At 70.7% G+C, this 24,497-nt stretch carries 25 protein-coding genes; 16 read left to right on the top strand and 9 right to left on the bottom strand.

Going from position 1 to position 24,497, the window contains the following annotated elements:
* Nucleotides 1-16: 16 nt before the first annotated feature.
* The gene (locus ACFY0K_RS26125) at nt 17-511 is read right to left on the bottom strand and encodes an FMN-binding protein (protein ID WP_390641888.1); all 495 of its coding nucleotides are present in this window, start codon (nt 509-511) and stop codon (nt 17-19) included.
* Between the two features lie 19 nt (nt 512-530).
* Nucleotides 531-1,889, bottom strand: coding sequence for a ferric reductase-like transmembrane domain-containing protein (locus ACFY0K_RS26120; RefSeq protein ID WP_390641887.1), 1,359 nt, complete (start codon nt 1,887-1,889; stop codon nt 531-533).
* Nucleotides 1,890-2,038: 149 nt separating this feature from the next.
* Here ACFY0K_RS26120 and ACFY0K_RS26115 point away from each other — a divergent pair, with 149 nt between their 5' ends.
* From ACFY0K_RS26115 to ACFY0K_RS26100, 4 genes are all read left to right on the top strand, one after another.
* A complete protein-coding gene (locus ACFY0K_RS26115) occupies nt 2,039-2,779 on the top strand; it encodes a response regulator transcription factor (RefSeq protein ID WP_351959006.1) in 741 nt (246 codons plus the stop codon).
* Nucleotides 2,780-2,783: 4 nt separating this feature from the next.
* Entirely contained in the window at nt 2,784-4,265 is a 1,482-nt protein-coding gene (locus tag ACFY0K_RS26110; protein ID WP_390641886.1) for a sensor histidine kinase, read from the top strand.
* Nucleotides 4,266-4,464: 199 nt separating this feature from the next.
* The gene (locus ACFY0K_RS26105) at nt 4,465-5,535 is read left to right on the top strand and encodes an NADH:flavin oxidoreductase/NADH oxidase (RefSeq protein WP_390641885.1); all 1,071 of its coding nucleotides are present in this window, start codon (nt 4,465-4,467) and stop codon (nt 5,533-5,535) included.
* 58 nt (nt 5,536-5,593) lie between these two features.
* Nucleotides 5,594-5,980 (top strand): TraR/DksA family transcriptional regulator, encoded by a 387-nt coding sequence (locus ACFY0K_RS26100; protein ID WP_390642068.1) that lies wholly within the window; start codon nt 5,594-5,596, stop codon nt 5,978-5,980.
* Nucleotides 5,981-6,053: 73 nt separating this feature from the next.
* Here the strand turns inward: ACFY0K_RS26100 and ACFY0K_RS26095 are convergent, their stop codons facing one another.
* The 3 genes from ACFY0K_RS26095 to ACFY0K_RS26085 form a co-directional block, all read right to left on the bottom strand.
* A complete protein-coding gene (locus ACFY0K_RS26095) occupies nt 6,054-6,758 on the bottom strand; it encodes a L,D-transpeptidase (RefSeq protein WP_390641884.1) in 705 nt (234 codons plus the stop codon).
* A 3-nt stretch (nt 6,759-6,761) separates the two neighbouring features.
* Entirely contained in the window at nt 6,762-7,349 is a 588-nt protein-coding gene (locus ACFY0K_RS26090) for a pyridoxamine 5'-phosphate oxidase family protein (RefSeq protein WP_351958839.1), read from the bottom strand.
* 63 nt (nt 7,350-7,412) lie between these two features.
* Complete coding sequence (locus ACFY0K_RS26085; RefSeq protein ID WP_390641883.1) at nt 7,413-8,282, bottom strand: hypothetical protein; 870 nt, start codon at nt 8,280-8,282, stop codon at nt 7,413-7,415.
* Nucleotides 8,283-8,471: 189 nt separating this feature from the next.
* Here ACFY0K_RS26085 and ACFY0K_RS26080 point away from each other — a divergent pair, with 189 nt between their 5' ends.
* From ACFY0K_RS26080 to ACFY0K_RS26060, 5 genes are all read left to right on the top strand, one after another.
* On the top strand, nt 8,472-9,689 hold the full coding sequence (locus tag ACFY0K_RS26080; RefSeq protein ID WP_390641882.1) for an argininosuccinate synthase: 1,218 nt from the start codon (nt 8,472-8,474) through the stop codon (nt 9,687-9,689).
* A gap of 49 nt (nt 9,690-9,738) precedes the next feature.
* Nucleotides 9,739-11,166: an argininosuccinate lyase gene (gene argH / locus ACFY0K_RS26075; protein ID WP_390641881.1), complete on the top strand. Its 1,428-nt coding sequence runs from the start codon at nt 9,739-9,741 to the stop codon at nt 11,164-11,166.
* Nucleotides 11,167-11,427: 261 nt separating this feature from the next.
* Complete coding sequence (locus tag ACFY0K_RS26070; RefSeq protein WP_390641880.1) at nt 11,428-12,399, top strand: aldo/keto reductase; 972 nt, start codon at nt 11,428-11,430, stop codon at nt 12,397-12,399.
* 125 nt (nt 12,400-12,524) lie between these two features.
* Nucleotides 12,525-13,076: a TetR/AcrR family transcriptional regulator gene (locus ACFY0K_RS26065; protein ID WP_390641879.1), complete on the top strand. Its 552-nt coding sequence runs from the start codon at nt 12,525-12,527 to the stop codon at nt 13,074-13,076.
* Complete coding sequence (locus tag ACFY0K_RS26060) at nt 13,073-14,599, top strand: MFS transporter (RefSeq protein WP_390641878.1); 1,527 nt, start codon at nt 13,073-13,075, stop codon at nt 14,597-14,599. Before ACFY0K_RS26065 ends, ACFY0K_RS26060 begins: the two co-directional genes overlap by 4 nt.
* A gap of 72 nt (nt 14,600-14,671) precedes the next feature.
* Here ACFY0K_RS26060 and ACFY0K_RS26055 read toward each other — a convergent pair whose 3' ends face one another.
* Both ACFY0K_RS26055 and ACFY0K_RS26050 read right to left on the bottom strand, forming a co-directional pair.
* Complete coding sequence (locus ACFY0K_RS26055) at nt 14,672-16,336, bottom strand: multicopper oxidase family protein (RefSeq protein ID WP_390641877.1); 1,665 nt, start codon at nt 16,334-16,336, stop codon at nt 14,672-14,674.
* 179 nt (nt 16,337-16,515) lie between these two features.
* Nucleotides 16,516-17,187 carry a 1-acyl-sn-glycerol-3-phosphate acyltransferase gene (locus tag ACFY0K_RS26050; protein ID WP_089103180.1) on the bottom strand — a complete coding sequence of 224 codons (672 nt, stop codon included), beginning with the start codon at nt 17,185-17,187 and terminating at the stop codon, nt 16,516-16,518.
* A 319-nt stretch (nt 17,188-17,506) separates the two neighbouring features.
* On the opposite strand from ACFY0K_RS26050, the gene ACFY0K_RS26045 reads away from it, so the two are divergent.
* The 3 genes from ACFY0K_RS26045 (at nt 17,507) to ACFY0K_RS26035 (ending at nt 19,811) form a co-directional block, all read left to right on the top strand.
* Nucleotides 17,507-18,688, top strand: a complete 1,182-nt coding sequence (locus ACFY0K_RS26045; RefSeq protein ID WP_390641876.1) for a glycerophosphodiester phosphodiesterase — start codon at nt 17,507-17,509, stop codon at nt 18,686-18,688.
* Between the two features lie 74 nt (nt 18,689-18,762).
* Nucleotides 18,763-19,269 carry a sigma-70 family RNA polymerase sigma factor gene (locus ACFY0K_RS26040; RefSeq protein ID WP_388715912.1) on the top strand — a complete coding sequence of 169 codons (507 nt, stop codon included), beginning with the start codon at nt 18,763-18,765 and terminating at the stop codon, nt 19,267-19,269.
* Between the two features lie 44 nt (nt 19,270-19,313).
* The gene (locus tag ACFY0K_RS26035; protein ID WP_351958829.1) at nt 19,314-19,811 is read left to right on the top strand and encodes a GNAT family N-acetyltransferase; all 498 of its coding nucleotides are present in this window, start codon (nt 19,314-19,316) and stop codon (nt 19,809-19,811) included.
* A gap of 66 nt (nt 19,812-19,877) precedes the next feature.
* On the opposite strand, the gene ACFY0K_RS26030 is transcribed toward ACFY0K_RS26035, so the two are convergent.
* Nucleotides 19,878-20,297: a hypothetical protein gene (locus tag ACFY0K_RS26030; RefSeq protein WP_352366016.1), complete on the bottom strand. Its 420-nt coding sequence runs from the start codon at nt 20,295-20,297 to the stop codon at nt 19,878-19,880.
* 1 nt (nt 20,298) lies between these two features.
* Nucleotides 20,299-20,658, bottom strand: a complete 360-nt coding sequence (locus ACFY0K_RS26025; protein WP_390641875.1) for a hypothetical protein — start codon at nt 20,656-20,658, stop codon at nt 20,299-20,301.
* Nucleotides 20,659-20,727: 69 nt separating this feature from the next.
* On the opposite strand from ACFY0K_RS26025, the gene ACFY0K_RS26020 reads away from it, so the two are divergent.
* The 4 genes from ACFY0K_RS26020 to ACFY0K_RS26005 all read left to right on the top strand — a co-directional run bounded on the left by ACFY0K_RS26020 (nt 20,728) and on the right by ACFY0K_RS26005 (nt 24,365).
* Complete coding sequence (locus ACFY0K_RS26020) at nt 20,728-21,375, top strand: HAD family hydrolase (protein ID WP_390641874.1); 648 nt, start codon at nt 20,728-20,730, stop codon at nt 21,373-21,375.
* Nucleotides 21,376-21,700: 325 nt separating this feature from the next.
* The gene (locus tag ACFY0K_RS26015) at nt 21,701-22,735 is read left to right on the top strand and encodes a methionine ABC transporter ATP-binding protein (RefSeq protein WP_390641873.1); all 1,035 of its coding nucleotides are present in this window, start codon (nt 21,701-21,703) and stop codon (nt 22,733-22,735) included.
* A complete protein-coding gene (locus ACFY0K_RS26010; RefSeq protein ID WP_382724163.1) occupies nt 22,732-23,457 on the top strand; it encodes a methionine ABC transporter permease in 726 nt (241 codons plus the stop codon). Before ACFY0K_RS26015 ends, ACFY0K_RS26010 begins: the two co-directional genes overlap by 4 nt.
* A 71-nt stretch (nt 23,458-23,528) precedes the next feature.
* Nucleotides 23,529-24,365: a MetQ/NlpA family ABC transporter substrate-binding protein gene (locus ACFY0K_RS26005; protein WP_390641872.1), complete on the top strand. Its 837-nt coding sequence runs from the start codon at nt 23,529-23,531 to the stop codon at nt 24,363-24,365.
* Nucleotides 24,366-24,497 lie beyond the last annotated feature (132 nt).

Here is a 24,497-nt window from a genome sequence, read left to right as displayed (position 1 = left end):
CGTACCGCCAGAGCGTTCAGAGTCCCGCGGAGTCCAGTGCGGACTGGAGCGACTGCTGGTAACCCTGGCTGGTGTAGGTGGCCCCGGAGACGGTGTCGATGCTCGCGCTCTGTGCCGCCAGCGCCTCGGTGCGCAGCTGCGGAAGGGCGTACTGGTTGATCTCCTGGTCCCGTGGGTTGTCCGACGGGTACTGGACCGCCGTGACGTCGGTGATCTTGCCGTTCTTGATGGTCACCTTCACCTGGACCGGGCCCCAGCGGGTCTGGACGGTGTCCCCGGTGACGGTCCTGGTGCCGGTGCTGCTGCTCCCGGACGTGCCGGACTTGCCGGAGTGACCGGTCGCGCCCGGGGAGGCGCTCGCGGACACCGACGGGGCGGGGGCCGCGGAGTCGGTGACCACGGTCGGGGCGGTGTGCGGCTTCAGCGCCAGCAGCATCACCACGCCGGAGACGGTGGTGGCACTCGCGAGCATGATGCGGCGCAGTGGCCGGTTCTTGTTCAGTGCGTGCACGACAGGGGCCTCACAGCTCTCACAGTTCGAACGACTCGTGGTGGATGCGGCGGTCGGGCACCCCGGCCGCGCGCAGCGCCCCGTACAGCTCCTGGGCGAAGCCGTGCGGACCGCAGATGTACACGTCGTAACCGGCGAGGCCCGGGAAGGTCGCCCGCAGCGACTCCGCCGTGAGGGCGGGGCGCTCGCCCCGCGGGCCGTTGAGGGCGTACAGCAGCTGGGCGCCGCGCCAGCGCGCGATCGCCTCCAGCTCGCCGCCGAGCGCCAGGTCCTCGGCCGTGCGTGCCCGGTAGAGCAGGGTGACGTCTCCGGGCAGCGTCTCGAAGAGCGCCCGCAGGGGGGTGACGCCGACGCCCGCCGCGATCAGCAGGGTCCGGTGGCTGGTGGCCCGGTCCGCGGTGAGGCCGCCGTACGGGCCCTCCGCCCACACCCTGGTGCCGGAGCGCAGCAGCGACACGGCCGCGCTGTGGTCACCGAGCGACTTGACCGTGATCCGCAGCAGGTCGCCGCGCGGCGGTGCCGAGAGCGAGTACGGGGTCGAGGTCCAGCCCATGCCGTCGCCGCCGAAGAACCGCCAGCGGAAGAACTGCCCGGCCTGTGCGCCCAGTTCCCCGATCCGCCGGCCCTGGACGACCACCGAGTACACGCCCGGCGCCTCCTGCTGCACGGAGTGCACCCGCAGCCGGTGCCGGAGGTTGAGCCGCACCGGCGCCAGGATCCGGAACCACATCACCAGGGCGGCGACCCCGAGGTACAGCGCGTACCAGAAGGCGGTGGCGACCGGCTTGCCGTTGAGGTCGTTGCCCAGCGTCAGCTGGTGGAAGAAGGCGAGGAAGACGGCCGCGTAGGTGAGCAGGTGGACGTAGTACCAGAACTCGTAGCTGGTCCGGCGGCGTGCGGCGCGCACCGACGTGATGCCGACGGCGAAGAGGATCACCGTGCCGGCGGTCGCCTTGAGCATGTCGGGATAGTTCAGGACGACGTTCAGCGTCTCGTGGACGAGGGAGGCGTGGTCCTGGGCCGCGTACCCGGTGAGGATCAGCACGACGTGCGCGACCAGCAGGCAGACCGTGTACCGGCCGGCCATCGCGTGCCAGCGGGCCACCCGGTCCGAGCCGACCCGCACCTCCAGCAGCGGCACCCGGGCCATCAGGCCGACGAGCACCGCGCAGGAGTAGCCGCACAGCAGGCCGGCGATCCGCCCGGCCCCGGTCAGCCAGCCCGCCGCGCCCACGACCGAGCCGGTGTCCGACCACCACAGCAGGAGCACGGCCCCGGCGCCGGCCCACAGCGCGGCGAGCACCGCGGCGGCGGGGGAGCGGCGCGTGGCCACGGCGGGTGCGGCCCGGGCCGTGCGCCGTTCGTCCACGGTCGTCATGAGGCGGGTCCTTTCTCCGGTCAGGACGCCACTGTGCGACCCGAACCTCTGAGCACCTTCTGAACCGGGCCCGCCGAGCCCGCTCAGAGGAAACTCAGAGCACCGGCGGTCACCCGTCGTCGCCGGGAGGAGGGATGCTGGTAGACGCGATGAACACGACCCGCTCCGGCCGCCCCGCCCTCACCAGACCCGACGGCACCCAGCTCCGCGTCCTCGTCGTCGACGACGACCCCGACCTCGCGGAGGTCCTCACCGGTGCCCTGCGCTACGAGGGCTGGGAGGTCCGCGCGGCCGGCGACGGTGCGAGCGCGCTGGCCGCGGCCCGGGAGCTGCTGCCGGACGCGGTGATCCTGGACGTGATGCTCCCGGACACCGACGGCTTCGCCGTGCTCCGCTCGCTGCACCGGGTCAAGCCGGACGTCTGTGTGCTCTTCCTCACCGCCCGCGACGCCGTCGAGGACCGGATCGCCGGCATCACCGCGGGCGGCGACGACTACGTCACCAAGCCCTTCAGCCTGGAGGAGGTGGTGGCCCGGCTGCGCGGCCTGCTGCGCCGGGCCGGCATGGCCCGCCAGCAGGAGGACGGCCCGCGCCTCGTCGTCGGCGACCTCACCATGGACGAGGAGGCCCGTGAGGTGACCCGGGCGGGCGAGCTGATCGAGCTCTCCCCGACCGAGTTCGAACTCCTGCGCTTCCTGATGCGCAACCCGCGCCGCGTCCTCAGCAAGGCGCAGATCCTCGACCGGGTCTGGTCGTACGACTTCGGCGGCCGCGCCCACGTCGTCGAGCTGTACATCTCCTACCTGCGCAAGAAGGTGGACGCGGGCCGCGAGCCCATGATCCACACGGTCCGCGGGGCGGGCTACGTCCTCAAACCCGTGACCAGGTGACCGGATGAACCTGCTACGCCGGCTACGGCACCTGCCCCGCTTCCGCACCCTCCGCGCCCGCCTCACCGCAGGCCTGGTCGTGCTGCTCGCGGTGAGCTGCGCGGCCGTCGGCGTCGCGGCCGTGGTGGAACTGGACGGTTTCCTCACCGGCCGGCTGGACCAGCAGCTCCAGCAGACCGGCCCGAGCTTCCCGCAGTCCCTCGAACACGGCACGTACAAGCCCAGCGACCGGGACGGCGACGAACACGGCGACACCCGCCGCCAGGCCCCCGGCACCTTCGGCGCCCGCCTGCTGAAGGGCCAGGTCACCAACGCGGCCCTGATCCCCTCCGGAGCCGACCCGGACCTGACCGTCGCCCTCACCAACCGCGACCGCACGGCCCTCGCCGCGCTGCCGGTGGACGGCCGGGGGCACACGGTCCACCTCGCCTCGATCGGCGCCTACCGGCTGCTGGCCTGGCCGGGCCGCGACGGCGACGTCCTGGTCACCGGCCTGTCCCTGGAACCGGTACGGGCCACCGTGCACCGCCTGGAACTGGTCGCCGCCGCCGTCTTCGGCCTCGCCCTGGCCGCGGCCGGAGTGGCCGGCGCGCTCTGGGTCCGCTGGTCCCTGCGCCCCCTGAGCCGCGTCGCGGACACCGCCACCCGGGTCAGCGAACTCCCGCTCGCCAGCGGCGAGGTGGCCCTGCCCTCCCGCGCCCCCGAGTCCGACCCCCGCAGCGAGGTCGGCCGGATGGCCACCGCCTTCAACCGCATGCTCGGTCACGTCGAGGACGCGCTCACCAAGCGCCACGCCAGCGAGGAGCGCCTGCGCACCTTCGCGGCCGACGCCAGCCACGAGCTGCGGACCCCGGTCGCCTCGGTCCGCGGCCACGCGGAACTGGCGCTGCTGCACCCGGGCCCGGTGCCCCGCGAGGTCACCCGCGCCCTGGAACGCATCACCGCCGAGTCCTCCCGGATGGGCGAGATGGTCGACGACCTCCTCCTCCTGGCCCGCCTGGACGCGGGCCGCCCCCTGGAGAGGCACCCGGTCGACCTCACCCACCTGGTCCTGGACGCCGTCACGGACGCCCGCGCCGCCGGCCCCGGCCACCGCTGGACCCTCGACCTCCCCGAGGACCCGGTGACGGTCACCGGCGACACCCACCGCCTCCAGCAGGTGCTGGCCAACCTGCTGGCCAACGCCCGTTTGCATACACCCGTCGGCACAAAGGTCACGGTGACCCTGGAGACGGACGGCACGGCGGCGGTCCTCCAGGTCCACGACGAAGGCCCCGGCGTCCCGAAGGACATCCAGCCGGGCGTCTTCGAACGCTTCACCAGGGCAGAACACCGCCGCCGCCCGGACGCCTCCGGCAGCGGAGCGGGCCTGGGCCTCTCGATCGTGGCGGCGGTGGTGGAGGCGCACGGAGGAACAGTCGCCTTGGAGAGCACGCCAGGATCAACGACGTTCACAGTCGAACTCGCGACCGGCGGAGACACCTAGAGGTCGTCTCAACTGGCTTGATCGCTGGGCTGACCGTCGTGAGGGCCATGGTGGAGCGGCTGGTTCCCGACACCTTGGTGTGTGCCACGAGCGGCTGGGGTACTCGGGGACCCTGTGCGGGGCGCCCCGCAGGAACCCAGGCCGCGGCTCGACGGCTGCGGGGCACTCGGCGTCCCCCATCCCCCCTGCGAGGCCTCCGATGAGCCGTCTCTTCTCGCCGCTCACCCTCCGCGGCACGACCTTCCCGAACCGGGCCTGGGTGGCACCCATGTGCCAGTACAGCTCGGTCGACGGCTATCCGCAGGACTGGCATCTGGTCCATCTCGGCTCCCTGGCACGCGGCGGGTCCGGCCTGGTCATGCAGGAGGCCACGGCAGTGGAACCCGAGGGCCGGATCACCCCTTCCGACGCCGGCATCTGGGATGACGGGCAGGCCGCCGCGTACAAGCGGATCACCGACTTCGTCCACGGGCAGGGAGCCATCGCCGGCATCCAGATCTCCCATGCCGGCCGCAAGGCGTCGACGGCACCGCCCTGGGAGGGTGACGTGTACGTCGAACCGGAGGCCGGAGGATGGCAGACGGTCGCGCCGTCACCGCTGCCGTTCGGCGACTGGCCGGCCCCGCGGGAGCTCGGCGCGGACGACATCCGCGCTCTGGTCCGGGCCTTCGGCCAGGCCGCCGCGCGGGCGCTGTCCGCCGGCTTCGAGGTCCTGGAGATCCACGCCGCGCACGGCTATCTGCTGCACCAGTTCCTGTCACCGCTGTCCAACCACCGCAGCGACGAGTACGGCGGCGATCTCGACGGGCGCAGCCGTTTCCTGGTCCAGGTCACCGACGCCGTGCGGGCGCAGTGGCCGCAGGACCGCCCCCTGTTCGTACGCTTCTCGGCCACGGACTGGGCCGACGGCGGCTGGACCCCGCAGGAGACGGTCGAGGTGTCGCGGCACCTGGTGGCCCACGGTGTCGATCTGGTGGACGTCACCAGCGGCGGCCTCGTCCACAACGCCCGTATCGAAGCGGAGCCCGGCTACCAGGTGCCCTTCGCCCGAACCGTCCGCGAGGGCGCGGCCCTGCCCGTCTCCGCGGTCGGCCTGATCACCGCACCGGAGCAGGCCGACCAGATCCTCGTGGACCGCTCGGCCGACGCGATCATGCTCGCGCGCGAACTGCTGCGCAACCCGACCTGGCCGCTCCGCGCGGCCCGCGTACTCGGTGACGACGTCCCGTGGCCGAAGCAGTACCAGCGTGGCCGCCCACATCATCGCTGAGGCCGTCGCCGTCCGAGCACCCGGGAATTCGGCCCACGACAATGAGGTTTTCCCCGATATGAGCGATCAGTGCAGCAATGCCGCTTTTCCCGCACCCCAGGGCGAGTCGATGCGGGCGCTGCTCGCGGCCGACCGTGTCGGCACGCTGCAGCAGATATCCGCCCTCAGCCGTGAGTTCGAAGGGATCGTCGAGGCGAACGCTCTGGTGGCCATTGACGACGAACACGACCCGGAGGGGGCGAGCACGGCCTTCGAACGGGCACACGTCGCCGCCCTGCTTTCCCAGGCGCGCGAGCATCTGAACGATCTCGATCGCGCCCTGGAACGTTTGGAGCGAGGCGACTACGGGCGCTGCGAGCAATGCGGTGAGCCGATCCCGACGGAGCGCCTCGAAGTTCGCCCGGCGGCGGAAACCTGTGTGCGCTGCGCGTCCGCAGCCCGTTGAAGGGCGCACAGCTGAGGGCGCGACAGACCCTCACCCGACCACCTCCTCGCTTGCACGAGCAGTGCCGGCAACCTCAGTACCGGGTAAGAGCCGTGTCCCCGCCCACCGTCCCGATGGCGATGTGCGGCCCCTTCTTCGGATCCGCCCACTGAAGGATCCGCCGCATCGCATCCTCCGGCACCGACACGCACCCCGCCGTGGCCCCCGCCCCGTCGACATGCAGAAAGATCCCGGCCCCCCGCCCCCGCACCGGCTGCGCGTAGTTGAACCCGATCACCAGCGCGTACCCGTACTGCGTCGTGTACGACGACAGCTTCTCCGACTCCGCGGCCCGGCAGTCGGACGGCAGCGGCTCGACCCAGCGGTTGTAGGAGGCCGAGTCGTTGTCCTGGCACCACCACGAGTTCGCCGTCACCGGCCGGTACTCGACCGCGGTCCCGGCCGGCGCCGCCTGCAGCCCGAACCCGAACGGAAGGTCGTACAGCCCCGTCGGAGTCGTGTTCGTACCCTGCTGCCGTTCGGCCCCCTCCACCAGTCCCTTCGCCCCGAACCGCGCGGCGGCCGACCCCACCTGCGTCCACTGCCCGTCCCTGCGCTCCCACCAGGTGAGAGTCCCCGAGGTCGAGCTCGGCGCGGACGCCTCCGCGGTGATCAGCTGGCTGCCGCCGCCCGTGTCGGCCATCTGGGCGGGCAGCGGCTGCGGATCCGTGGTTCCCGGCGCCGCACCGAGCAGCAGCAGGGACGTGGACACAAAGGTGATGACGACGCCTCGACGCATGGCTCAGACGCTAGACGGAGGCAGCGGCAACGGCAGCCCGGGTAGGCCGTCCAGGCTCACCGCGATGTGGTCCTTCTTCTCGAAGTACGCGCTCAGCGTGGCGTCGTCCTCGCGCGCGAAGCGCTTCCCGTGCAGGTCACGGTCGGCCTCGTAGGCCATGTAGGGGACCGCGTAGCCACAGCTGTCGCGAATGAGTTCGGCGTGGACGACGATGACGGCGCGCAGGCCGTGCAGGGACGGGTCGATGTCCGGGAAACGGGTGAGGAGTTCCGCGAAGCGCGGGTCGTCGCGGAAGACCGCCTCCCCGTGCCCGTGCACCCGCACGATGTTCGGCGGGCCCTGGAACGCGCACCACATCAGGGTGATGCGGCCGTTCTCCCGCAGATGGGCGATGGTCTCGGCGTTCGAGCCGGCGAAGTCCAGGTAGGCGAGGGTGAGTTCGTCGAGTACGGCGAAGGAGCCCTTCAGGCCCTTGGGGGAGAGGTTGACGGTGCCGTCGCCCGCGAGCGGGGCGGTGGCGGTGAAGAACAGCGGCTGTTCCTCGATGAACGTGCGGAGCCTGCCGTCGATGCGTTCGTAGGTCTTTCCCATGAGGCCCCACTGTGGCCGCCCCGGCCGGCGCTGTACACGGGGCGGCCACAGCTGCCTGTCACGTCACTTGGTGAGCGTGCAGGCGGCCAGGGAGTCGAGACCGGTGGGCTTGGCCGCGGTCCGGCCGATCGCGATGGCGATCCGGTCGATGGTCGACTTCCGCTTGTCCGCCAGGGGGCCGAGGATCGCGTTCTGGACGAAGTTCGGGCCGCCCTGGCCGACCGTGGTCCGGAGCCGGTTGTTGGCCTCGGAGATCTGAGTCTGGAGCAGGGTGAGGTTGCGGTCCACCTCGGCCTGCGCGGAGGCGGGGACCGCCGGGAGCCGGGAGGCGACGTCCGGGCAGGTGATCGTGCCGACGGCACCGGTGTTCGTGTTCGTGCTGCCGGTGCTGCCCGTCGACTGCTGCTGGGTCGCCGCCGTGCTCGGCGTGGCCGAGGCGGCGCCCGTCGCCGTACCGCTGCCGGTGTTCGTGCCGGTCCCGCTCGCGTTCAGGGTGCACGGCGCCAGCGAGTCCAGGCCGGTCGGCTTGGCGGCCGTACGGCCGATCGCGGTCGCGATCCGGTTGACGGTCGCCACCCGCTTGTCCTTGAGGGGGCCGAGGATCGCGTTGTTCACGAAGTTCGGCCCGCCCTGGCCCACCGTGTCGACCAGCCGCTTGTTGGCCTCCTGGATCTGCGTCTGGAGGAGCGTGAGGTTTCTGTCGACCTCGGCCTTCGCGGAGGCGGGGATCGCCGGCAGCTTCGAGGCGACGTCCGGGCAGGTGATGGTGCCGGGGGAGGCGGCGAGGGTGCGCGCGTTGTTCGTGCCGCTGCTCTTGTCGGGCGTACCGGCGAGGGCCGTACCGGCGATGACCGCGCCGGAGAGTGCCACGGCGGTGGCACCGCCGATGAGCGCGACACGACGCTTGTTGTACTTCGGAAGAGCCCTGGACATGCGGATGCCTCACTTGGGTCAGGGGTGGGTTTACAAACGCGGCGCCGACGTTCAGGGATGGGTACGGGTAAGCGGTTTCGTTTGTTCAACCCTTTTTCCTATCGGTCGGCCGAACCCCGGCAGATTGACGAATCATGCAGAGCTCTGCATACTCATGCATAGCGAGCGGATGTACGTGAGGAGGGACCCATGACCGAGCGCGTCGTACTCGCCTACTCCGGCGGTCTTGACACCTCCGTCGCCATCGGCTGGATCGCCGAGGAGACGGGCGCCGAGGTCATCGCCGTCGCGGTGGACGTCGGCCAGGGCGGCGAGGACCTGGACGTCATCCGCAAGCGCGCCCTGGCCTGCGGCGCGGTCGAGGCGGAGGTCGCCGACGCCAGGGACGAGTTCGCCGACGAGTACTGCCTCCCGGCGATCAAAGCCAACGCCCTCTACATGGACCGCTACCCGCTGGTCTCCGCCCTCTCCCGTCCGGTGATCGTCAAGCACCTGGTGGCGGCCGCCCGCAAGCACGGCGCCGGCACGGTCGCCCACGGCTGCACCGGCAAGGGCAACGACCAGGTCCGCTTCGAGGCCGGCATCGTCGCCCTCGCCCCCGACCTGACCTGCATCGCCCCGGTCCGTGACTACGCGATGACCCGGGACAGGGCGATCGCCTTCTGCGAGGCGAAGAACCTCCCGATCGCGACCACCAAGAAGTCCCCGTACTCCATCGACCAGAACGTCTTCGGCCGCGCCGTCGAGACCGGCTTCCTCGAGGACATCTGGAACGGCCCGATCGAGGACATCTACGAGTACACCAAGAACCCGGCCGTCCCGCGCGAACCCGACGAGGTGGTCATCACCTTCGAGGCGGGCGCCCCGGTGGCGATCGACGGCAGGCCCGTCACCGTCCTCCAGGCCGTCCAGGAACTGAACGAGCGCGCGGGCGCCCAGGGCGTGGGCCGCATCGACATGGTCGAGGACCGTCTCGTCGGCATCAAGTCCCGCGAGGTGTACGAGGCGCCGGGCGCGATCGCGCTCATCACGGCCCACCAGGAGCTGGAGAACGTCACCGTCGAGCGCGAACTCGCCCGCTACAAGCGGCAGGTGGAACAGCGCTGGGGCGAACTCGTCTACGACGGCCTGTGGTTCTCCCCGCTCAAGCGCGCCCTGGACGGTTTCGTCGACGAGGCGAGCCAGCACGTCACCGGAGACATCCGCATGACGCTCCACGGCGGCCGCGCGGTCGTCACCGGCCGCCGCTCCGGCTCCTCCCTCTACGACTTCAACCTCGCCACCTACGACACCGGCGACACCTTCGACCAGGCCGCGGCCAAGGGCTTCATCGACATCTACAGCCTGTCGTCGAAGATCGCCGCGCAGCGCCATCTGCGGGCACAGCCCGACGCAGACCAGGCATAGATCTGCAAGGATCTGCGCTACCCGTCAACCCTTCCTAGGAGCAACGCAAGTGAGCAGCAACAGCGGTGACGTACGGCTCTGGGGCGGCCGTTTCGCCGACGGTCCCGCCGAGGCCCTGGCGAAGCTGTCCGCGTCCGTCCACTTCGACTGGCGGCTCGCGCCCTACGACATCGCCGGTTCGCGTGCCCACGCGCGCGTGCTGCACAAGGCGGGCCTGCTCACCGAGGACGAACTCCAGCGCATGATCGCCGGCCTGGACCAGCTCGAAGCCGACGTCGCCGACGGCTCCTTCGTCGGCACGATCGCCGACGAGGACGTCCACACCGCCCTGGAGCGCGGCCTCCTGGAGCGCCTCGGCCCCGACCTCGGGGGCAAGCTGCGCGCCGGCCGCTCCCGCAACGACCAGGTGGCGACCCTCTTCCGGATGTACCTGCGGGACCACGCCCGCATCATCGGCGGCCTGATCGCCGACCTCCAGGACGCCCTGATCGGCCTGGCCGAGGCCCACCCGGACGTGGCGATGCCCGGCCGTACCCACCTCCAGCACGCCCAGCCGGTCCTCTTCGCCCACCACGTCCTCGCGCACGTCCAGTCCCTCACCCGGGACGCCGAGCGGCTGCGGCAGTGGGACGAGCGCACGGCCGTCTCCCCGTACGGCTCCGGCGCCCTCGCCGGCTCCTCGCTCGGCCTGGACCCGGAGGCGGTCGCGAAGGACCTCGGCTTCGAGCACGGCAGCTCCGCGAACTCCATCGACGGCACGGCCTCCCGCGACTTCGTCGCCGAGTTCGCCTTCATCACCGCGATGATCGGGGTCAACCTCTCCCGGATCGCCGAGGAGGTCATCATCTGGAACACGAAGGAGTTCTCCTTCGTGACCCTGCACGACGCGTTCTCCACGGGCTCGTCGATCATGCCGCAGAAGAAGAACCCCGACATCGCGGAGCTGGCCCGTGGCAAGTCCGGCCGGCTGATCGGCAACCTCACCGGACTGATGGCCACCCTCAAGGCGCTCCCGCTCGCCTACAACCGCGACCTCCAGGAGGACAAGGAGCCGGTCTTCGACTCCTGCGACCAGCTGGAGGTCCTGCTCCCCGCCTTCACCGGCATGATGGCCACCCTCACCGTCAACCGCGAGCGCATGGAGGAACTGGCCCCGGCCGGCTTCTCCCTCGCCACCGACATCGCCGAGTGGCTGGTCAAGCAGGGGGTGCCGTTCCGCGTCGCCCACGAGGTGGCCGGCGAGTGCGTCAAGGCGGCCGAGGCCGAGAACAAGGAACTCGACGAGCTGACGGACGACCAGTTCGCCAAGATCTCCGCCCACCTGACCCCGGAGGTCCGCACGGTCCTCAACGTCCCCGGCGCCCTCGCCTCCCGCAACGGCAGGGGCGGCACGGCCCCGAGCGCGGTCGCGGTACAACTGACCGAGGTCAAGGCGGACGTGGCCCGGCAGCACGAGTGGGCCGACGCGAGGAAGTAGAACGTCCCCGCGCCCCTGCAGGGGCGCTGGGGGTACCTCCGGCCAAAGGCTGGGGGAGGAACTGTGCGACCGGCCATGACGGCGCCGCAGAAAACCACGGCATGGAGCGCCCCCTTCAGGGGCGTGGGGAACTGCGCGAGCAACCCCCGCTCACCCGCACCCGCCGACGCACCTCACCCCCCGAGCTGAACGGCGAACCAGAGGTCGTCGCGGGTTACGTTGGTCAATAGCCCGACGCAGCCGACCCCAACGGAGCCCGCGATGCCCTTCGCCCGCCTGGCGACCGCAACGACGCCGACCTCCCACATCGGCCTCGGCCTGGCCGCAGTCGGCCGCCCCGGCTACATCAACCTCGGCCGTGAAACCGACCTCGGCGAGGACCGCAGCGTCGGCGCCCTCCGCACGCGCACGCACGAACTCCTCGACGCCGCCTACGCCCAGGGCGTCCGCTACTTCGACGTGGCCCGCTCCTACGGCCGCAGCGAGGAGTTCCTGGCCGGCTGGCTGACCGCCCACCCGGACATCCAGGACGTCGTCGTAGGCAGCAAGTGGGGCTACACCTACACCGCCGGCTGGTCGGCGGACGCCGAGACGCACGAGGTCAAGGACCACAGCCCGCAGACGTACGACCGGCAGCGCGCCGAGACCGCCGAACTCCTCGGCGACCGGCTCGACCTCTACCAGATCCACTCGGTGACTCCGGACAGCCCCGCTCTCACCGACAAGGAACTCCACGCCCGCCTCGCCGAAGCGGCGGCCGGCGGCCTCACCGTCGGCTTCTCCACCAGCGGCCCCGCCCAGGCCGACGCGATCCGCGCCGCCCTCGCCGTGACGGTCGACGGCGATCCCCTCTTCGGTACCGTCCAGTCGACGTACAACGTCCTGGAGACCTCGGCGGGCCCGGCCCTCGCCGAGGCGCGCGACGCCGGGCTCACGGTGATCGTGAAGGAGGGCATGGCCAACGGCAGGCTGGCCGCCCCGCACGCCCCCGACGCCCTGCGAGCCGTGGCCGAGGAGACCGGCCTGGGCTGCGACGCCGTCGCCCTCGCGGTCGTACTCCGCCAGCCCTGGGCCGGGGTCGTCCTCTCCGGCGCGGCGACGGTCGCCCAGCTCGCCTCCAACCTGCACGCGGCCGTGGTCGACCTCGACACGGACCAGCTGAGCCGTCTCGCCACCCTGGCCGAGGAGCCGCGCGCCTACTGGGAGCACCGCGGCAGTCTGCCGTGGCACTGACGCAAAAGCGGGCGTAACCTCACAGAAATGCACTTAAAGACACAAAGTAGCACACAAGACACCTCTCTCGATACGTGTACGCTGCGCGTGAGACAAATGTGTCTCACATGGTCTACTCTCGTCTCATGGCCCTCGATCGCGACCACGTCCTGCGCAGCGCAGCCGCCCTGCTGACCCGGAAATCCACCGCGACCATGGACGAGGTCGCCAAGGCCGCCGGTATCAGCCGGGCCACCCTGCACCGGCACTTCGCCGGGCGGGACGCGCTCGTCCGCGCGCTGGAGGCGCTCGGCATCGCCGAGTGCGAGGCGGCCCTGGACGCGGCCCGCCTGGCCGAGGGCCCGGCGGCCGACGCCGTACACCGCCTGGTCCGCGAGATCGAGCCGGCCGCCGGTCTGCTCGCCTTCCTCTACACCGAGAACCAGCTGTTCGAGGGCGACGGGCAGAACCAGGGCTGGACGCGGATCGACGACCGCATCGCGGCCCTCTTCCGACGTGGCCAGCAGACCGGCGAGTTCCGTATCGATCTCACGCCCGCCTGGCTCACCGAGGCGCTGTACGGCCTGCTGGCCTCCGCCGCCTGGGCGGTCTCCGAAGGCCGCGTCGCCCCCAAGGACTTCACCCACATGATCGTCGAGCTGTTGCTCGGCGGCGCACGACGAAGAGAGGAATCATGACCAGCACCGTGCAGCCGGCGCGCGAAGCGGAGACGGAAGAGAAGCGGCCGGGCCGCTGGCTCGCCCTCTCCGCCCTCGTGCTCGCCGTGCTGCTGGTGGCCGTCGACGCGACCGTCCTCGGCCTGGCGACCCCCTACATCAGCGAAGACCTCAGCCCCTCGGGCACCCAGCTGCTCTGGATCGGCGACGTCTACTCGTTCGTCATCGCCGGCCTGCTGGTCTCGATGGGCAGCCTCGGCGACCGCGTCGGCCGCAAGCGGACCCTGCTCGTCGGCGCGGCGGCGTTCGGCGCGATATCCGTACTGAACGCGTACGCGACCACCCCCGGAATGCTGATCGCGGCCCGCGCCCTGTTGGGCGTCGCGGGCGCGACCCTGATGCCGGCCACCCTCGCCCTGATCCGCAACCTCTTCCACGACCCGCGCGAGCGCAGCCTCGCCGTCGGCATCTGGGGCGCGGCGGCCTCCGCCGGCACGGCCGTCGGCCCGATCGCGGGCGGCTTCCTGCTCGAACACTTCTGGTGGGGCTCGGTCTTCCTGATCAACCTGCCGGTGATGGTGGTCCTGGTCCTCGTCGGACTCCGGACGCTCCCGGAGTCCCGCAACCCGGCCCCGGGCCCCTGGGACCTGAGCAGCGTCGTCCTGTCACTGGTCGGCATGATCGCCGTCGTGTACGCGGTGAAGGAGGCCGCGACCCACGGCCTCACCGGCGTGACCGCGGCCGCCGCCCTCCTCGGCGTCGTGGCCCTCTACGGCTTCGTCCGCCGCCAGCTCACCATGCCCAGGCCCCTGCTGGACATGCGGCTGTTCCGCAACCGTGGGTTCAGCGGTGCGGTCCTGGCCGACCTGCTGACCGTGCTCGGCATGTCGGGGCTGGTGTTCTTCCTCTCCCAGTTCCTGCAACTGGTCCAGGGCAGGCACCCGTTCGAGGCCGGCCTCGCCGAGGTCCCGGCCGCGGTCGGCGCGGTGGCGGCGGGCCTGGTGGCGGGCCGGGCGGCCCGCCGTTACTCGGTACGGGCGGTGGTCTCCGGTGGCCTGGCGGCCGTGGGCGTAGCCCTCGCGGCCCTGACCACCCTCTCGCAGTCCACCGGCTACCCGGTCCTCGGCGCCGCCCTCCTGGTGGTCGGCGTCGGCGCGGGCTTCTCCTTCACGGTCACGGCCGACGTCATCCTCTCCAGCGTCCCCAAGGACCAGGCCGGTGCCGCCTCGGCGGTCTCCGAGACGGCGTACGAACTGGGCGCGGCGCTGGGCATCGCCCTGCTGGGCTCGATCGTGACGGGCGTCTACCGCGGCTTCACGGCTCCGCCGGGCACCCCGGCCGCCGCCCACGAATCACTGGGTGCGGCCCTGGAGGCCTCGAAGACCATGCCCGCACCCTCGGCGGCCGACATGCTGACAGCGGCCCGCGACTCCTTCACCCACGGCCTCCACCTGGCCTCGGGCGCAGGCGCCGTGGTCCTCCTGGCAACGGCGGCGGCAGCCTGGTTCCTGCTCCGGAATCAACGGTTGGAGAGCGCCCCGTAGGGGCGCTGGGGGAGGAACTGCGCGAGCAACCACGACGTACCCGCGCCCGAAGGACCGCCGAAGCACCCCGCATCACTTCTGGTAACCGAGCACCGTCATCATCCCGCTCTCCGAGTGGTACTGGTTGTGACAGTGCAGCATCCACAACCCGGGGTTGTCGGCATCGAAGTCGAGCACCAGTTTGCGGTGCGGCAGCACGATCGTCGTGTCCTTGCGCGCCCCCGCCGAGCTGATCCCGGTGACCGAGAACGTGTGCCCGTGCAGATGCATCGGATGCCACATGTCGGTCGCGTTGACGAGCGTCAGCCGCACCCGCTCACCGGCCCGCACCGCATGCCGCTGCCGCACGTCGTACTGCTTGTGGTCGAACCCCCAGTCGTACCTCTGCATCGTGCCCGTGATCCGGATGAGCAGGTCACGGTCGGGGACCCGGTCGTCCATGGCGACGGACTCGGCCGGCAGCAGGCGGCGCGCCGGCACGATCTCGCGGTCCAGCTCGTCCGGCCGGACATCCGACGCCGGAAGGTTTCTCCCCTTGTCGGTGCGGAGGATCGCGAGCGCCTTGCCCTTCTTGCCCTCGGCGAGCGCGACGAGCGGGAAGACGCCGTCCTTGGCGGTGACGAGGACGTCGTACCGCTCGGCCATGCCGATGAGGAGCGCGTCGGTCCTCTTGTGCTGCACGGGGTAGCCGTCGGTGTGGGTGACGGTCATCTCGTGGCCGCCGAGCGCCACCCGGAACGCCGTCTCGGAGCCCGCGTTGATGATCCGGATCCGGACCCGGTCGCCGGGACGGCAGCGGAAGACCGAGGGGTCGGTGCGCAGCCGCCCGTTGGCCAGGTAGTACGGGTAGGCGACGTTGCCGCCCTCGCCGTGCAGCAGTTGGCTGTGGGAGTTGCGCAGCACCCGGTCGGGACCCGTCGGTGACTTCGACTTGGTCCTGGCCGCGGACTTGGACGGCGACGCGGAGGCATGCGCCGAGCCGTGCGCCGAGCCGTGCGGGCTCGGGCTGCCGGGGCCGGGACCCATGCCCATCCCCATGTGCATCGCCATGGACCCGCCCGGCTTGAGCTGGTCGAGCACGTGATCGGGGTTGGAGCCGTCGACGTCGTCGACCCAGTCGTCCAGGACGACGACCCACTCCTGGTCGTAGGCGAGCGGCTCCTTCGGGTCGTCGACGATGAACGGCGCGTAGAGGGCCCGGTCGGGCTGCATGCCGACGTGCGAGTGGAGCAGGTACGTGCCCGGGTGGGCGGCGACGAAGCGGTAGATGAAGTCCGTGCCCGGCGCGATGGCCGGCTGGGTCAGGTCGGGGACGCCGTCCATGTCGCAGCGCAGGCGCACCCCGTGCGCGTGCAGCGAGGTCTTCTCGGCCAGCTGGTTCGAGAGGGTCAGGCTGAGGACGTCACCGGCGGTGACGCGCACCAGCGGCCCGGGGACCGACTCGTTGTACGCCCAGCTGTGGACCGTTCGCCCACCCAGGTCCAGCATGCTCCTGGCCGCCGTGAACCGGATCATGCGGACGGGGCCGGACCCGCGTCTCCGCTCGGCCGCGAGGACCTCCGGGTCCGACGGGTTGACGAACCCCTTGGGCCCCTGCGGGACGAACGCCGAGCTGCCGGCCGTGTGTTGCGGGCCGGAACGGGGTTCTGAGCCCGAGTCGGTACATGCCGCGAGGAGTCCGGCGCCGGCGGCAGCGAACGGAGCACGGAGCAGGGTACGCCGAGAAGGTTTCTGCATGTCTGAATAAGACATGCTGTGTGCTCATATGGCCGGTAAATGTGGATGAACGGACGATGTGTCGGGGCAGATTCCACCGGCAGGCGGACGCCGAACGGGTGTCAGGCGGATGGCAGACAGAAGGGCGCGGACCACCGGTCCACGCCCTTGCGCCGAACGAGTGCCGCGCCGTTCCCCCGTCAGGCGGCCTTCGCCTTCGTGGCGTACATGTCCACGTACTCCTGCCCGGACAGCCGCATCACCTCGGCCATCACCGAGTCGGTCACCGCCCGCAGCACGTAGCGGTCCCGGTCCATCCCCTCGTACCGCGAGAACTCCATGGCCTCGCCGAACCGGACGGTGACCTTGCCGGGCCGCGGGATGCCCGCGCCGCCCGGCTGCAGCTTGTCCGTGCCGATCATCGCGAAGGGGACCACCGGCGCCCCGGTCATCAGGGTCAGCCGGGCGATGCCGGTACGGCCCCGGTACAGCCGGCCGTCGGGGGAGCGGGTGCCCTCCGGGTAGATCCCGAAGATCCGGCCCTCGTCCAGGACCCGCTTGCCGGTCATCAGCGCGGCGACGCCGCCGCTGGCGCCGTCCCGGTCCACCGGGATCATGCCGACACCGGTGAAGAACCAGGCCATCAGCCGGCCCTTGAAGCCCTTCCCGGTGACGTACTCGTCCTTGCCGATGAAGAACACCTGCCGCTTGCTCACCAGCGGCAGGATCATCGAGTCGATGAACGTGAGGTGATTGCCGGCGAGGATGACCGGCCCGTCCCCCGGAATGTGCTCCACGCCCTCCACCTGGGGGCGGAACATCAGGCGCATGATCGGTCCGAGCACTGCCTTGATGAGCGCGAAGCGGGACAACGGGTCCTCCGATGTCGAGGGGCGGTATGAGTCTGTGCAGGTGAGGACATTACTCGCGGCTCCACGGGAAGCGCACATCGGGAGTGCCCGGTTCACCGAGGTCTTACGTACTGTTGACGCTGGTTTACCTGCGGTGACGCCCCGAAGCCAGGTCGTCACCGGCTCGGGCGGTGTGACGGATGTCGCCGACGGACCGTCATGACTCGCCGTACATCAGCCATACGGCGTCACCCGCCCGTTGGGCCGGCCGTCTCCCTTCGGTCACATGTGCAGTCCTACGATCAGCCGGCATCAAAGGGCGAAGGTCAGGAGGGCGCTCATGGACGCGCATGACTCGAACGAGCGGACGCAGATGAACGGTACGACCGGACGACGGGCGCTGCTCGGCGCGGCGGTGCTCGGCGCCGGTGGCGCGGTCCTCGGGCTGCCGGGTGCGGCCAGAGCGGCCGAGGCCGGTCGGGCCGGTCAAGGCGGCGGCCTGAAGAGCCTGCCGAAGCCGACGATCATCGGCCACCGCGGCACCAGCGGCTACCGCCCGGAGCACACCTTCGGCTCCTACAACCTCGCCCTCGACCTCGGCGCCGACGTCGTCGAGGCCGGCGACCTCGTCCCCACCAGGGACGGCCACCTGGTCTGCCGCCACGAGCCGGAGATCGGCGGCACCACGAACGTCGCCGACCACCCCGAGTTCGCCGACCGCAAGACCACCAAGACGCTGGACGGCGTCCCCACCACCGGCTGGTTCACCGAGGACTTCACGCTCGCCGAGCTGAAGACGCTGCGCGCGATCGAGCGCATCCCGGCCAACCGCCCGCACAACACGCTCTACAACGGCCGCTGGGAGATCCCCACCTTCGAGGAAGTCCTCAAGTGGCAGGACGAGCAGACCCGCAGGCGCGGCAAGCAGGTCTGGATCTACCCGGAGGCCAAGCACCCCACGTACTTCCGCAGGCTCGGCCTCGGTGTCGAGGAGCGGATCGCCAAGCTGTTGCGCAAGTACGGCAAGGACAAGCGGAACTCGCCGGTCATCGTCCAGTCCTTCGAGCCGACCAGCATCCAGCGTCTCAACAAGCTGATAGACAACCCGCTGGTCGTGCTGCTCTCCGGCGCCGGCACGCAGCCCTACGACTTCGTCGCGACGGGCGACCCGCGCACGGTGGCCGACCTGATCACGCCGAAGGGCCTGCGGGAGATCGCCGGCTACGCGCAGGGCATCGGCCCGACCGTGGACCTGATCATCCCGAAGGACGCGAGCGGCAACTTCACCACGCCGAGCACGCTGGTCGCCGACGCGCACAAGGTGGGCCTGATCCTGCACCCCTACACCATGCGCAACGAGAACCCCTTCCTGCCGCCGGCCTACCGCATCGGCAGCGCCCCGGACGCCTACGGCAACGTCTTCCCGGTCTTCCGGAAGTACTTCGAGACCGGCATCGACGGCGTCTTCACCGACAACGCCGACACCGCCCTGCTGGCCCGCGCCGACTTCGTCAACGGCTGAGCCCCCGCACCCCGTTCGGGGTGTCTCCCGGCCGCCCCGGCAACCCGTGCCGGGGCGGCCGCGTCGTTCCGCACATGACGAACGACCTGGTCGCCGCCCTGCGCCCGCTGCTCACCGCCGAGGCCGCCGCCGAGGCACATGCCTGCGGCGGCGACCCCCGCGACCTGGAGCAGACCGTCTGGCTCCGCCTCCTGGAGCGCCTGGAGACCCACGGCCCGCCCAGGGCTCCGGAGGACTGGCTGCGCCGTGCCGTGCGCACCGAGTCCCGCCGCACCCGCCGCACCGCCCGCCGGGAACACCCCTACACCACCGACCCCGCCGACCCCGCCGACCCCAACCCCGAACAGCGCGTCGTCACCACCGCCGGCCACCACGCCCTGCGCGAGGCGGTCGCCCGTCTCCCCGGCCGCTGCCCCCGCCTCCTGCAGGCCCTGCTCTCCCCGAGGGACCTGACATACCGGGAAATCGCGGGGGAGTTGGGTATCTCACAGGGCAGTCTCGGCCCGGAACGTTCCAGATGTCTGGGTTGTCTGCGGCGATTGTTGACGCCGGAGGTTGCGCCCCGCGAAGCGCGGGGATAGGAGTGAGAGCGACAGGCGATCAGGTGAGCGGGAGGCGTGCGCACATGGGCATGAGCGTGACCATCTCGGTGGCGACCGAGCAGGATGCAGAGCAGATCTTCAGGCTGCAGTACCTGTGCTTCCAGAGTGAGGCGGCGCTGTACGGCAACTACCGGATCGACCCGCTCGTCCAGAGCCTCGACTCGGTCCGCCAGGAGCTCGCCACCGACTGCGTCTTCGTCGCCCGCCTCGGCGAGGAGGTCGTCGGCTCGGTCCGCGGGTCGGTCACCGAGGACGGCGCCGCCGCCATCGGCAAGCTCTGCGTCCACCCCCGCCTCCAGGGCCACGGCATCGGCGCCCGCCTGCTCCGCGCGGCCGAGGCCGCGTTGGAGGAGGAGCGCGGCGCCAAGCGGTTCCGCCTCTTCACCGGCCACCGCAGCGAGGGCAACCTCCGCCTTTACCGCCGTGTCGGCTACGAGACGGTGGGCACCTCCAAGGGCGCGGACGGCGTCCCGATGATCGTCCTGGAGAAGCCGGCCAGCACTTATGCAACGACGGCCTGACAACTGACCGAGGGGCGCGGGGAACTGCGCGACCAGCCAAGGACTACCCGCGGTCGCGCACGCTCCTCAAGTGGCTGCCCCCTGGGCGCCCTTCCGCAACCAGTACAACGCGGAGATCGGCAACAGCACCGGAATGAACACGTACCCCATCCCGTAATCCGACCACACGGTCGCATCCGGGAACGCGGAAGAGTCCACGACGGTCCACGTACCCACGATCAACACCCCCGCAAGCTCGGCGGCGCAGCACACCTGCGCCACCCTGCGCGCGGTCTCGCCGCCCCGCACCAGCGTGTACGTGATGAACGCGTACACCACCCCGGCAACGGCGGACAACGAGTACGCGAGCGGCGCCCGGTCGAACTCGGTCGCGATCTGGTAAGCAGACCGCGACACCGCCCCGACGACCATCACGCCGTAGAACCACACCAGCAGCGTCCCCGGCCCACTGGTCAGCCGCTTCGGCCTCTCTTCCACGGCCGTCATCTCACCCTCCCCAGATGTCATAGAGCCGCACCTCCAGCACGGCCAGCACCACACCGCCCGCGGCGACCGTCACGGAACCCCACCGGGTCCGCTCGGCGAGCGACATGAACCCCGCGGCCGGCACGCACGCGAACGCACCCAGCAGATAGGCGACGAAGATCGTCGTCCCCTGGTCCGGCTTCTCGCCCCGCGCCAGCAGCACGATCCCGGCGATCAGCTGGACCACCGCCAGCACCGAGACCACGGCCATCCCGATGAAGTGCCAGTCCTTCGTCGGCTGGTCCCGGTACGCCGCCCAGCCGCACCACGCGGCGAGCAGCAGCGCGGCGACTCCGGTCACCGTCAGCAGGGCATTGAGCATGCGGCGACCTTATTACGGCCGAAACGGCCCGATGCCGTCGCCCCTGCCGTACGCCGTAGGGTCTAGACCATGACGATCCACGCACGAGCCCTCCTGTTCGACAACGACGGCACCCTGGTCTCCTCCCTCGACTCGGTCGAGCGCTGCTGGACGCGCTGGGCCGCGGAGTACGGCGTCACCGAGGAGTTCGCCCGGGTCGAACTGCACGGACGGCCCGCCGCGGACATCGTCGCCGACCTGCTCCCGGCGGACCTCGTGCCGGAAGCCGTCGCCCGGGTCGAACAGCTGGAGGTGGAGGACGTCCCCAACGACGGCGTCCACCTGCTCCCCGGCACCGCCGCCTTCCTGGACTCGCTCCCCGCCGACCGCTGGGCCGTCGTCACCTCCGCCACCCGCCGCCTGGCCGAGGCCCGCCTGGAAGCGGTCGGGATCCGGCCGAAGACGCTGGTCTGCGCCGACGACATCACCCGCGGCAAGCCCGACCCCGAGCCGTATCTCCTCGCCGCGCGGCAGCTCGGCGTCGACCCGGCCCACTGCGTGGTCTTCGAGGACGCCCCCGCCGGCCTCCAGGCGGGCCGCGCGGCCGGTATGACCACCGTGGCGTTGGCCACAACCCACCAGGCGCACGAGCTGGACGCGGACCTCGTGGTCAAGGACCTCTCGGCCTTGTCCGCGCTGGTCACCGACCGCGGCGTCGCGATATCGCCCCGCGGCTGAAACGTGTCCGCCGCTGTCCAGCATGCGGACAGCGGCGGCCTGTCAGGACCGTAGGTCTGGTTTACTGATCGCATGACCACGACGAGCGACCGCACCCCTGCGACCGAGGCGACCATGACGCCCGGTGCTCGTTGTATGTGTCGAATGTGCGCCTTCTAGAGGGCCCCCGCACCACCCCAGAGCCTCGCGCCCCGAAGCGAGCCGCCGTGGCCTGTTGGTATGTCCGTACGCCCTGAGCCGTATGTGACCCGGCTGCCCCGCGCACATTCTTCCTCCCGTACCAGGGCACACCCACGCCCGCGTACTCAACAGCGATGGAATCCCAGTGATCACCACATCGGGCCTGACCAAGGTCTACCGCACCCGCGGCCGCGAGGTCACCGCCCTCGACGGCGTCGACCTGCACGTCCGCGAAGGCGAGGTGTACGGCGTCATCGGCCAGTCCGGCGCCGGCAAGTCCTCGCTCATCCGCTGCGTCAACCTGCTGGAACGCCCCACCACCGGCACCGTGACGGTCGACGGACGGGACCTCACCGCCCTCGTCGGACGCGGCCCCCGGGCCGGCCGGGAGCTGCGGCACGCGCGCAGCCGGATCGGCATGGTGTTCCAGCACTTCAACCTGCTGTCCTCCCGGACCGTCCAGGACAACGTCGAACTGCCGCTGGAAATCCTCGGAAAGTCGGGGAAGGAACGTTCCCGCAAGGCGCTCGAGCTGCTCGACCTGGTCGGGCTCGCCGACAAGGCGAAGTCCTACCCCGCCCAGCTCTCCGGCGGCCAGAAGCAGCGCGTCGGCATCGCCCGCGCCCTGGCCGGCGACCCCAAGGTGCTGCTCTCCGACGAGGCCACCAGCGCCCTCGACCCGGAGACCACCCGCTCCATCCTCCAGCTGCTGCGCGACCTGAACCGGCAGCTGGGCCTGACCGTCCTGCTCATCACGCACGAGATGGACGTCGTGAAGGCCGTCTGCGACTCCGCCGCGCTGATGGAACGCGGCCGCATCGTCGAGCACGGGACCGTCAGCGAACTGCTCGCGACCCCCGGCTCCGAACTGGCCGCCGCACTCTTCCCGGTGGGCGGTGAGGCGTCCGGCGACGACCGGACCGTCCTCGACGTCACCTTCCACGGCGAGGCCGCCACCCGGCCGGTCATCTCCCAGCTCTCCCGCACCTACAACATCGACATATCGATCCTCGGTGCCGCCATCGACACCGTCGGCGGCCTCCAGATCGGCCGGATGCGCATCGAACTGCCCGGCCGCTACGAGGACAACGTGGTGCCCATCGGCTTCCTGCGCGAGCAGGGCCTGCAGATCGACGTACTGGGCCAGGAGCCCGCGCTGGTGAAGGACGGTGCCAAGTGACCTGGTCCGAGATGCAGCCCCTGCTGTCCCAGGCGTGTTGGGACACCCTCTACATGGTCGGCTGGTCCACGCTGATCGCCGTCGTCGGCGGACTTCCGCTGGGCGTCCTGCTGGTCCTCACCGACCGGGGCGGCCTGCTCCAGAACGTGCTGGCCAACAAGGTCATCGGGCAGATCGTGAACGTCGCCCGCTCGATGCCGTTCATCATCCTGATGGTCGCGCTGATGAACTTCACCCGCTGGATCACCGGGACGACCATCGGCCGCGAGGCCGCCATCGTGCCCCTCGCCATCGGCGCGATCCCCTTCTTCGCCCGCCTCGTCGAGACGGCTGTCCGCGAAGTGGACGGCGGGCTCGTGGAGGCCGTGCAGGCGATGGGCGGCAACACCTGGACCGTCGTACGGAAGGTCCTCGTACCCGAGTCGCTGCCCTCGCTCATCTCCTCCACCACGACCACGATCGTCGCGCTCATCGGCTACTCCGCGATGGCCGGCACGGTCGGCGCCGGCGGGCTCGGCGACATCGCCATCCGCTACGGCTACCAGCGGTTCGAGACCGAACTGATGTGGATCACGGTCGCCATCCTCGCCGTCGTCATCTCGGTCATCCAGTTCGCCGGCGACTACGCGGCCCGCTCGCTGCACCGCCGAGGCGGCCAGTCGGGCCCGGTGCCGAAGCTCCGGCTGCTCAAGGCGTCCACCGCGACGAGCAAGACCGTCTGAGCCAACCCCCCCCAGAACTCCCCGCACCACCCACCGCGGGGCCGCTCCACCCTTAAGGAAAGGCACTTTTCGTGCGTAACACCGCCAAGCTCACCACCGCCGTCCTCGCCGCCGGAGCCCTCACCTTCGGGCTCACCGCCTGCGGCTCGGACAAGGACTCCGCCGCCGGCTCCGGCGACTACAGCGGACCGCTGGTCGTCGCCGCGAGCCCGACCCCGCATGCCGAGATCCTCGACTACATCAAGGACAACCTGGCGAAGAAGGCCGGACTCGACCTGGAGGTCAAGGAGTTCACCGACTACATCACGCCGAACACGGCGACCGAGGACGGCTCGGTGGACGCCAACTACTTCCAGAACAAGCCGTACCTCGACGACTTCAACAAGAAGCGCGGCACTCACATCGTGCCCGTCGTCACGGTGCACCTGGAGCCGCTCGGCCTCTACTCCCACAAGGTCAAGAGCGTCGACGCGCTGAAGAGCGGTGCGACCGTCGCCGTCCCCAACGACTCCGTGAACGAGGCGCGCGCCCTCAAGCTGCTCGCCGCCAACGGACTCATCACCCTCAAGGACGGCGCCGGCAGCGAGGCGACCCCGCAGGACATTGCCAAGAACCCCAAGAACCTCCAGTTCAAGGAGGTCGAGGCGGCCCAGACCGCGCGCTCCCTGGACGACGTGGACGCTGCGGTCATCAACGGCAACTACGCCATCTCGGCCGGCATCAAGCCCGCCAAGGACGCCCTCGTCCTGGAGTCCGCGAAGAACAGCCCCTACGGCAACTTCCTCGCGGTGAAGAAGGGCAACGAGAAGGACCCGCGGGTGAAGAAGCTCGCCAAGCTGCTCACCTCGCCCGAGGTGAAGAAGTTCATCGAGGACAAGTACCAGGGCTCGGTCATCCCGTCCTTCTGACGGCACGTATACGGCGTATCGCCACGCACGGGGTCCACTCGGTCACCACGGGTGGACCCCGTCGTGCGGTTCAGTGGTTTCATGCTGCATGCTGGGCAGTTCGCAGGCCCTGAAGGATTTCCGAAGGTTACG

The organism is Streptomyces sp. NPDC001507, from assembly GCF_042894765.1.
Classification (GTDB): domain Bacteria; phylum Actinomycetota; class Actinomycetes; order Streptomycetales; family Streptomycetaceae; genus Streptomyces.
This window is presented reverse-complemented; position numbering and strand designations above follow the sequence as displayed.

What these genes read in the sequence shown, in the direction of transcription:
- ACFY0K_RS26120 (WP_390641887.1), bottom strand. Translation starts at nt 1,889, where the DNA reads ATGACGACCGTGGACGAACGGCGCACGGCCCGGGCCGCACCCGCCGTG.
- ACFY0K_RS26115 (WP_351959006.1), top strand. Translation starts at nt 2,039, where the DNA reads ATGAACACGACCCGCTCCGGCCGCCCCGCCCTCACCAGACCCGACGGC.
- ACFY0K_RS26110 (WP_390641886.1), top strand. Translation starts at nt 2,784, where the DNA reads ATGAACCTGCTACGCCGGCTACGGCACCTGCCCCGCTTCCGCACCCTC.
- ACFY0K_RS26105 (WP_390641885.1), top strand. Translation starts at nt 4,465, where the DNA reads ATGAGCCGTCTCTTCTCGCCGCTCACCCTCCGCGGCACGACCTTCCCG.
- ACFY0K_RS26100 (WP_390642068.1), top strand. Translation starts at nt 5,594, where the DNA reads ATGAGCGATCAGTGCAGCAATGCCGCTTTTCCCGCACCCCAGGGCGAG.
- ACFY0K_RS26095 (WP_390641884.1), bottom strand. Translation starts at nt 6,758, where the DNA reads ATGCGTCGAGGCGTCGTCATCACCTTTGTGTCCACGTCCCTGCTGCTG.
- ACFY0K_RS26090 (WP_351958839.1), bottom strand. Translation starts at nt 7,349, where the DNA reads ATGGGAAAGACCTACGAACGCATCGACGGCAGGCTCCGCACGTTCATC.
- ACFY0K_RS26085 (WP_390641883.1), bottom strand. Translation starts at nt 8,282, where the DNA reads ATGTCCAGGGCTCTTCCGAAGTACAACAAGCGTCGTGTCGCGCTCATC.
- ACFY0K_RS26080 (WP_390641882.1), top strand. Translation starts at nt 8,472, where the DNA reads ATGACCGAGCGCGTCGTACTCGCCTACTCCGGCGGTCTTGACACCTCC.
- ACFY0K_RS26070 (WP_390641880.1), top strand. Translation starts at nt 11,428, where the DNA reads ATGCCCTTCGCCCGCCTGGCGACCGCAACGACGCCGACCTCCCACATC.
- ACFY0K_RS26065 (WP_390641879.1), top strand. Translation starts at nt 12,525, where the DNA reads ATGGCCCTCGATCGCGACCACGTCCTGCGCAGCGCAGCCGCCCTGCTG.
- ACFY0K_RS26060 (WP_390641878.1), top strand. Translation starts at nt 13,073, where the DNA reads ATGACCAGCACCGTGCAGCCGGCGCGCGAAGCGGAGACGGAAGAGAAG.
- ACFY0K_RS26055 (WP_390641877.1), bottom strand. Translation starts at nt 16,336, where the DNA reads ATGCAGAAACCTTCTCGGCGTACCCTGCTCCGTGCTCCGTTCGCTGCC.
- ACFY0K_RS26045 (WP_390641876.1), top strand. Translation starts at nt 17,507, where the DNA reads ATGGACGCGCATGACTCGAACGAGCGGACGCAGATGAACGGTACGACC.
- ACFY0K_RS26040 (WP_388715912.1), top strand. Translation starts at nt 18,763, where the DNA reads ATGACGAACGACCTGGTCGCCGCCCTGCGCCCGCTGCTCACCGCCGAG.
- ACFY0K_RS26035 (WP_351958829.1), top strand. Translation starts at nt 19,314, where the DNA reads ATGGGCATGAGCGTGACCATCTCGGTGGCGACCGAGCAGGATGCAGAG.
- ACFY0K_RS26030 (WP_352366016.1), bottom strand. Translation starts at nt 20,297, where the DNA reads ATGACGGCCGTGGAAGAGAGGCCGAAGCGGCTGACCAGTGGGCCGGGG.
- ACFY0K_RS26025 (WP_390641875.1), bottom strand. Translation starts at nt 20,658, where the DNA reads ATGCTCAATGCCCTGCTGACGGTGACCGGAGTCGCCGCGCTGCTGCTC.
- ACFY0K_RS26020 (WP_390641874.1), top strand. Translation starts at nt 20,728, where the DNA reads ATGACGATCCACGCACGAGCCCTCCTGTTCGACAACGACGGCACCCTG.